The sequence below is a fragment of the Delftia sp. ASV31 genome, assembly GCF_016428765.1.
In the GTDB taxonomy this organism is placed as follows: Bacteria; Pseudomonadota; Gammaproteobacteria; order Burkholderiales; family Burkholderiaceae_C; genus Comamonas; species Comamonas acidovorans.
Map to the genome: position 1 here is coordinate 94130 of NZ_JAELTK010000010.1, position 7322 is coordinate 101451.

Genomic DNA, 7322 nt, shown 5'->3' on the forward strand with positions numbered 1-7322 from the left:
CCCCTGAGTCGCTTCGCGCCTTCCCCCCGAAGGGGGACGACACCCTCGGTGCGGGGCGGCCCTTCCTCGGTGTCCCTGAGTTGAGCCGCGCCAGGTTCCTAGGCAGCTATTGAATGGCGCGCAACACCTTAAAAACTAATGCGCTGGAGTTCGGACCTGTCCATAGGCATCGTCGGCCAGGGCCTGGGCCAGGATCCAGGCCGGGTCCACCAGCCCGGCGCCGCGCGCCAGCGGCGACTGCGGCAGGGCCAGCGGGATCTCGGTGCAGCCCATGATCACGGGCACATCGCCATGGCGCTGCAGCAGCGGCGCCAGCACCTCGCCGAAGCAGCGCGCGGCCAGGTCCATGTCGCCCTGCTTGACGCCGTCGTAGATGCCCTGCATGAGCCGCGCGCGGCCCTGCGCATCGGGCTGCAGCGCGGTGATGCCGCACTCCCTCAGCGCCGCGTCGTACAGGCCGCTGCCATAGGTGCCCTGCGTGGCCAGCACGATGGCCTGCTGCGCGCCGCCGGCCTGCAGGTGCAGGGCAGCCTGGCGCGCGATGTGCAGCACATGCAGCTGCGGAAACAGCGCCTGCAGCTGCCCATGCCAGGCATGGGCCGTGTTGCAGGCCAGGGCCACGCTGCGCACCCCCAGCGCCGCCATGCGGCCCACGCCCTGCAGCAGGTGCTGGGCCGGCCCCGTGGGCGACTGCGGGTCCGCCCGCAGCGCGGCGCTGCGGTCGGGCATGGGCAATTGCACCAGCCAGTGCTCGGGATAGGCCTGGTCATGCACGGGCAGGCCCTGCTGCTGCAGGTGCGCCGTGCAGGCCTGCACGAACAGGCGCACGAAATCCGCGCCTGCGGCCGGGCCCATGCCCCCGAGAATGCCCACCGCGCGCGGGGGCTGAAGCTGCTGCTGCATGCTGCGATCCGAAATCAAAAAGCGGGTTTGTCGCTGAGGTCCTGCAGGTTTTTCTGCAATTGCTCGCTCATCGGCAGGCCCAGGGCCACGTTCCTCGGGGCAATGGGCTGCATGAACCACTTGTCATAGAGCCTGGCGAACGCGCCCGACTTCATCATGTCGCCGATCACGCCATCGACCAGCTGCTTGAACTGGGCATCGTCCTTGCGCAGCATGCAGGCATAGGGCTCGACCTGCAGCGAGTCGGCCACCACCTCGAAGTCCCCGGGGTTCTTGGCCGTGGGGATCAGGCCGAAGAGCAGGATGTCGTCCATGCCGAAGGCCGCGGCGCGGTCGTTCTCCACCAGCAGGAAGCCGTCCGCATGGTCCTTGGCCATGACGATGTTCATGCCCCAGGCCTTGTCGGCATTGGCCTTGCGCAGCACCTGCAGGTTGGTGGTTCCCGTGGTGATGGCCACGGTCTTGTCCTTGAGGTCGGCGTAGTTTTTGATGCCCGAGCTCTTCTTCACCAGCAGCCGCGTGCCCGTGTAGAAATGGTTGATGGCAAAGGCCACCTCCTTGCCGCGCACCGTGTTGTTGGTGGTCGAGCCGCATTCCAGGTCGATGGTGCCGTTGGCCAGCAGCGGCATGCGGTTCTGCGAGGTCACGGCCTGCCACTGCACCTTGAGATCGGGCCGGTTCACCGCCTTCTTCACGGCCTCGGCCACGGCCTGGGACATCTCCACCGTCATGCCGATGGGCTTGCCGTTGTCCAGGTAGCTGAAGGGCACGGAGGACTCGCGGTAGGCCAGCGTGATGCGGCCGCTGTCGCGCACCTTGGCCAGCGTGTCGGCATGGGCCGCAGCCAGGCCTCCCAGGGCCAGGGCCGCGCACAGCGCGGTGGTGTGAAGTTGCATGCTTGTCTCCTCGTCTTTGGTGGATGTGCGGCCAGTGTAGGAAGGGCGGCGGCCTTTGCGGAATGACAATATCGGGCCGACCCATGCCCGCCGGTTATGGGCGGTCCCCCTGCACTGGGCAGCGGCCCGCAGCCATAACCTGCATGCATACCCCCTGTGCTAAATGCCATGGCCCAGCCTGCCGCGCGCGGCCTACAGTGCGGCTGCATGGAGAAACGATCAATGCATGTCTGCATCGTGGGCGCCGGCATCGTCGGCCTGGCAACGGCCTGGGCGCTGCAGCAGGCCGGCCACCGCATCACCGTGCTGGACCGCGCACCGGGCCCCGCCCAGGGCGCCAGCGGCGGCAATGGCGCGCAGCTGAGCTATTCCTACGTGCAGCCGCTGGCCGATCCCGGCATCTGGAAGATGCTGCCCCGCCTGCTGCTGGAAAAGGATTCGCCGCTGGCCTTCCGCCTGCGCGCCGACCCCGCGCAATGGGCCTGGGGACTGCGCTTTCTGGGCGCCTGCAATGCCCATGCCTCGGCCGAAGGCACGCGCGCCCTGCTGGCCCTGGCCGCCGAAAGCCGCCAGGCCTTCGAGTCGCTCCAGGCCGACGAGGCACTGGCCTGCGACCTGCACACGCCGGGCAAGCTGGTGCTCTACCCCACCCAGCAGGCGCTGGATGCCGCCGCGCAGCAGGTGGCACTGCAAGCGGGCCTGGGCGGTGCGCCGCAGCGCATCGTCAACGCCGCCGAAGTGGCGCGCATCGAACCCGCGCTCGCCCGCTACGCGCAACGTATTGCAGGCGCCGTGCACACGCCCAGCGAGGCCGCCGCCGACTGCCGCCTGCTGTGCGAGCAACTGGCCGCCCGGCTCACCGCACGCGGCGCCGAACTGCGCTACGGCGTGGAGCTGCAGGGCTTCGAGCGCGAAGGCGACGCCATTACCGGCCTGCGCACCGCCGCAGGCCCGCTGCCGCTGCGCGCCGACCACTACGTGCTGGCCAGCGGCTGGGAAAGCGCGGTCCACGCGCGCCAGCTGGGCCTGCGCATTCCCGTCTACCCGCTCAAGGGCTACAGCATCACCGCCGATGCCGCCGCGCAACTGCCGCACGCCGCACCCCGGGTCAGCGTCACCGACACCGCACGCAAGGTCGTCTTCGCACGCATCGGCGAACGCCTGCGCGTGGCCGGCATGGTGGAGATCGTGGGCCACGACACAGGCACCGACCCGCGCCGCATCGCCAGCCTGCGCCGCTGCACGCAGGAGGTCTTCGCCGACCTGCCGCTGGACGGCGACCTGCACCCCTGGACCGGCATGCGACCCGCCACACCCACCGGCCTGCCCCTCACCGGCCGCCAGCGCGGCGGTCCGCGCAACCTGTGGCTGCAGACGGGGCACGGCGCGCTGGGGCTGACGCTGGCGTTCGGGTCGGCGCAGAGGCTGGTGGGGCAGATGGAGCAGGCCTGAAACCCGCAGGCCTCAACCAGCCAGCAACTCGCGCAAGGCCTTGCGCATTTCCTCGGTCATTGCCCGCGCCAGCACGGACCCCGGCCGCTGGGGCAGGCTGAGTGCATTCACACCCACCGTGATGCGCGGCAGCAGGGGCACGACATGGACCTTGCGGCGGTCGGCGGCCAGGGCGGTGCAGCCGTCCATGATGGCGGCGCCCAGGCCGTACTCGGCCATGGACAGGGCCGCGTGGTAGGTCTGCACGGTGACCACGGGCGACAGACCCACGCCGTGCTCGCGGCAGGCCTGGCCCAGGCGCATGCCCAGCGGGTCGCGTGCATCGAGAGCGACCACGGGCAGCTCGGCCAGGTCCTTGAGCTCCATCCCCTCTTCGCGCACGCGCGAGGGCGGCAGCAAGCCCTTGGGCAGCACGCAGAACATGTCCACCTCGGCCAGCAGTTCATGCTCCAGCGCGGGCTGGCCCACGGAGCTGATGACGAAGCCCACGTCGGCCTCCTGCAGCAGCAGGGCCGAGACCACCTGGGGGGTGTGCAGTGCCTGCACATGGACCTGCACCTGGGGGTGGCGACGCCGAAAGCCGGCCACGGCGCGAGGCAGCACCTCGCGGCTGAGCGCGAAGACGGTGAGCACGGTGAGCCGGTCCGCGGCCTGGCCATGGCGCAGGTTGTCGGCCAGGCGCTGGACCTCGTCGAGCTGCTCGAACAGCTTCTCGATGTGGGGGAACAGCGCCAGCGCCTCATTGGTGGGCGTGAGCCGGCCGCGTGCGCGCTGGAACAGCGCAAAGCCCAGCTGCAGCTCCGCGTGCTGCAGGGTGCGGCTGACGGCCGGCTGGGTGATGTTGATCAGCCGTGCGGCAGCGCTGACGCTGCCGGTCTGCATGACGGCATTGAAGACCTCGATGTGGCGCAGGCGCATGGGCCGTCCTAAACGCGGGATTAGCGCAGGTTCAGCGCGGGTTCACTCTTCGGCGGACTGCGCGCGGGCCATCCGCTCGCTCTTCCAGTAGACGTCGTCGCCGCCATCCATGCGGTTGAGCACGCGCGCCAGCACGAACAGCAGGTCGGACAGGCGGTTCAGGTACTGGCGCGGCGCGGGCCGCATGGCCTCGCCCTGCTCCAGCGCCACCACCATGCGCTCGGCGCGGCGTGCCACGGTGCGGCAGACATGGGCCTGGGCCGCGGCGCGGCTGCCCGCCGGCAGGATGAATTCCTGCAGCCGGGGCAGCTGCGCGTTGTAGTGGGCCAGCGCTTCATCGAGCTGCAGCAGGGCGTCGTCCTTGAGCAGTTCATAGCCGGGAATGGACAGCTCGCCACCGAGGTTGAACAGCTGGTGCTGCACATCGACCAGCAGTTCGCGCACGTCGTCGGGCAGGGCCTCGCACAGCAGCAGGCCGATGTGGGAATTGAGCTCGTCCACATCGCCCATGGCGTGCGGGCGGCCGCTGTTCTTGGAGACGCGCGTGTTGTCGCCCAGGCCCGTGCTGCCGTCGTCTCCGGTGCGCGTGGCGATCTGTGTCAAACGGTTGCCCATGGGCGTTCTCCTTGGCGGTGCGGGGGTGGAAAGCCGGACCCGTAACGGCCCAACACCCAATTGTGCGTTACAGGCGGCACGCAAATGTTGTAGCAGGCAACAGCCGGCAAAAGTGCTGGCCCTGCTGCGCTGCAACAGGTGGAATGCAGTCATGTTCCACTTTCGACAAGGAGTTCGACACATGACCTCTCAACTGCGCAAAGTCTCCGGTTTTGAAATCCGCAGCGTGATGTTGTTCGCGGCCATTTCGCTGGGCAGCGTTGCTGCCATGGCGCAGACACAGGCGCCTGCCGCGCCCGCATCTTCCGCCGCCCAGATGGGACCTGCCGCTGGCGTGCAAAGTGCCCCCGCCCCGGCTGGTGCCAACGACGTCCAGGCCGCATTTGATCGCGCCGACACCAACCGGGACGGCAAGCTGAGCAAGAAGGAGGCCGAGGCCCTGCCCGCCGTGAGCAGCAATTTCGCCCAGATCGATGCCGACAAGAACGGATCGCTGTCGCGCGATGAATTCAGCAAGGCTGTCCAGCCGCGCTGACACCCGGATGCTTGGCGGCTGACCCACACGGTTGGGCGGCAGGGCCGGTGGTATTCTTTCCAGTTCCCCCTGGAGAACACCGATGAACGCCCCTGTCGCCCCCGTCCGCCTGCAGCCTGACTTCGCTCAGCGCCCCATCCCCGAAGCCTTTCTCCAAGCCCTGGCCCAGCGTTTCGGCGCCCAGTGCTCCACGGCTTTGGCGGTGCGCGAACAGCACGGCCGCGACGAGGGCGCCATCCAGGCGCCCCCGCCTGCGGCCGTGGTCTTTGCCGAAAGCACGCAGGACGTGCAGGACGCGCTGAAGCTGGCCGACCAGCATGCCGTGCCGGTCATCCCCTACGGCGCTGGCTCCTCGCTCGAAGGCCATCTGCTGGCCGTCGAGGGCGGCATCAGCCTGGACCTGAGCCGCATGAACCGCATTCTCTCGGTCAACGCCGAGGACCTGACGGTCACCGTGCAGCCCGGCATCACGCGCAAGCAGCTCAACGATGCCATCAAGGACACGGGCTTCTTCTTCCCCATCGATCCTGGCGCAGATGCCTCCATCGGCGGCATGACCGCCACGCGCGCCAGCGGCACCAATGCCGTGCGCTACGGCACCATGCGCGAGAACGTGCTGGCTTTGGAACTGGTCACGGCCAGCGGCGAGCTGATGCGCACCGGCACGCGCGCCAAGAAAAGCAGCGCGGGCTATGACCTCACGCGCCTGATCGTGGGCAGCGAAGGCACGCTGGGCGTGGTCACCGAGATCACGGTGCGCCTGTACCCGCTGCCCGAGGCCGTGAGCGCGGCCATCTGCTCCTTCCCCAGCATCGAGGCCGCCGTGCGCACGGTCATCCAGACCATCCAGATGGGCGTGCCGATTGCCCGCGTGGAGCTGGTGGACGTGAACTCGGTGCGCATGGTCAACGCCTACAGCAAGCTCACGCTGCGCGAGGAGCCCATGCTGCTGATGGAGTTCCACGGCTCGCCCACGGGCGTGAAGGAGCAGGCCGAGATGGTGCAGGACATCGCGGGCGAGTTCGGCGGCAATGCCTTCGAATGGGCCGAGCGTCCCGAGGACCGCACGCGGTTGTTCACGGCCCGCCACAACGCCTATTTCGCGGCTGTCTCCAGCCGCCCCGGCTGCCGCTGCATCACCACCGACGCCTGCGTGCCCATCAGCCGCCTGGCCGATGCGCTGCTGGACTCGGTGCGCGAGGCCGATGACAGCGGCATTCCCTACTTCCTCGTCGGCCACGTGGGCGACGGCAACTTCCACTTCGGCTACCTGATCGACCCGGACAACAAGGACGAGCGCTCGCGCGCCGAGCAGCTCAACCACCAGCTGGTGTCGCGCTCCATTGCGCTGGGCGGCACCTGCACGGGCGAGCACGGCGTGGGCATCCACAAGATGGACTTCCTGCGCGAGGAAGCCGGCGACGGCGCGGTGCAGATGATGCGCTCCATCAAGCAGGCGCTGGACCCGAAGAACATCCTGAACCCCGGGAAAATCTTCAGCCTCTGAGTCCCTCCGCCGCGGCCTTCTCGCGCAGGAAGTCGATCAGCGTGGTGATGGCCCGCGTCTGGTAGTGGGACGGCATGTACAGCAGGTACTGGCGCGTGGCCAGAAAGTCCAGGCTGCCGGGCGGCAGCGGCAGGCGCTCAAGCGCGCCGCTGGCCAGTTCGGCCGCCACCATGTAGCGCGGCACCACGGCCACGCCCAGGCCCTGCAGCACGGCATCGCGCAGGAAATGGAAGTTGGGCGACATCAGGCGCGGGCGTATGCGCAGCTCGGTGGGCCGGGCGCCGTTCATGCCCGCCGTGCGCAGCTTCTGGCCCGTGAGCGCCGAGGTGATCAGCGGCACGCGCTTGAGCGCCAGCAGCGAGTCGGGATGGCCATGCGCAGCCAGAAACTGCGGCGTGGCGCAGGCCTCGTAGAGCACGTCACCGAGCTTGCAGGCCACCAGGCTTTCGGGCGGCTCGGTCATCACGCGCACGGCGAAGTCCACCGCGCCCTGCAT

Annotated in this window: 8 protein-coding genes; 3 read left to right on the forward strand and 5 right to left on the reverse strand. The window is 68.9% G+C overall.

Annotated features, from left to right (window positions below):
* Positions 1–135: 135 nt before the first annotated feature.
* The gene (locus tag JHD82_RS05990; RefSeq protein ID WP_199135709.1) at positions 136–903 is read right to left on the reverse strand and encodes an aspartate/glutamate racemase family protein; all 768 of its coding nucleotides are present in this window, start codon (positions 901–903) and stop codon (positions 136–138) included.
* Positions 904–917: 14 nt separating this feature from the next.
* Entirely contained in the window at positions 918–1799 is an 882-nt protein-coding gene (locus JHD82_RS05995) for an amino acid ABC transporter substrate-binding protein (RefSeq protein ID WP_016447309.1), read from the reverse strand.
* A gap of 222 nt (positions 1800–2021) precedes the next feature.
* Here JHD82_RS05995 and JHD82_RS06000 point away from each other — a divergent pair, with 222 nt between their 5' ends.
* Positions 2022–3251, forward strand: coding sequence for a D-amino acid dehydrogenase (locus JHD82_RS06000; RefSeq protein WP_199135713.1), 1230 nt, complete (start codon positions 2022–2024; stop codon positions 3249–3251).
* Positions 3252–3263: 12 nt separating this feature from the next.
* Here JHD82_RS06000 and JHD82_RS06005 read toward each other — a convergent pair whose 3' ends face one another.
* Together JHD82_RS06005 and JHD82_RS06010 are read right to left on the reverse strand one after the other, a co-directional pair.
* Positions 3264–4169 carry a LysR substrate-binding domain-containing protein gene (locus JHD82_RS06005; protein ID WP_012202007.1) on the reverse strand — a complete coding sequence of 302 codons (906 nt, stop codon included), beginning with the start codon at positions 4167–4169 and terminating at the stop codon, positions 3264–3266.
* A 42-nt stretch (positions 4170–4211) separates the two neighbouring features.
* The gene (locus tag JHD82_RS06010) at positions 4212–4784 is read right to left on the reverse strand and encodes a cob(I)yrinic acid a,c-diamide adenosyltransferase (RefSeq protein WP_013799980.1); all 573 of its coding nucleotides are present in this window, start codon (positions 4782–4784) and stop codon (positions 4212–4214) included.
* 181 nt (positions 4785–4965) lie between these two features.
* On the opposite strand from JHD82_RS06010, the gene JHD82_RS06015 reads away from it, so the two are divergent.
* Positions 4966–5319: an EF-hand domain-containing protein gene (locus JHD82_RS06015; protein WP_199135710.1), complete on the forward strand. Its 354-nt coding sequence runs from the start codon at positions 4966–4968 to the stop codon at positions 5317–5319.
* A gap of 82 nt (positions 5320–5401) precedes the next feature.
* The gene (locus JHD82_RS06020; protein ID WP_199135711.1) at positions 5402–6826 is read left to right on the forward strand and encodes an FAD-binding oxidoreductase; all 1425 of its coding nucleotides are present in this window, start codon (positions 5402–5404) and stop codon (positions 6824–6826) included.
* On the opposite strand, the gene JHD82_RS06025 is transcribed toward JHD82_RS06020, so the two are convergent.
* Positions 6816–7322, reverse strand: a 507-nt coding sequence (locus JHD82_RS06025; RefSeq protein ID WP_233174637.1) for a LysR substrate-binding domain-containing protein, incomplete at its 5' end; no start/stop codon positions are given. The two genes, JHD82_RS06020 and JHD82_RS06025, sit on opposite strands and share 11 nt — an antisense overlap.

Bases quoted from the DNA above. Each gene is read 5' to 3' on its own strand.
- JHD82_RS05990 (WP_199135709.1), bottom strand. From the start codon at position 903: ATGCAGCAGCAGCTTCAGCCCCCGCGCGCGGTGGGCATTCTCGGGGGC.
- JHD82_RS05995 (WP_016447309.1), bottom strand. From the start codon at position 1,799: ATGCAACTTCACACCACCGCGCTGTGCGCGGCCCTGGCCCTGGGAGGC.
- JHD82_RS06000 (WP_199135713.1), top strand. From the start codon at position 2,022: ATGCATGTCTGCATCGTGGGCGCCGGCATCGTCGGCCTGGCAACGGCC.
- JHD82_RS06005 (WP_012202007.1), bottom strand. From the start codon at position 4,169: ATGCGCCTGCGCCACATCGAGGTCTTCAATGCCGTCATGCAGACCGGC.
- JHD82_RS06010 (WP_013799980.1), bottom strand. From the start codon at position 4,784: ATGGGCAACCGTTTGACACAGATCGCCACGCGCACCGGAGACGACGGC.
- JHD82_RS06015 (WP_199135710.1), top strand. From the start codon at position 4,966: ATGACCTCTCAACTGCGCAAAGTCTCCGGTTTTGAAATCCGCAGCGTG.
- JHD82_RS06020 (WP_199135711.1), top strand. From the start codon at position 5,402: ATGAACGCCCCTGTCGCCCCCGTCCGCCTGCAGCCTGACTTCGCTCAG.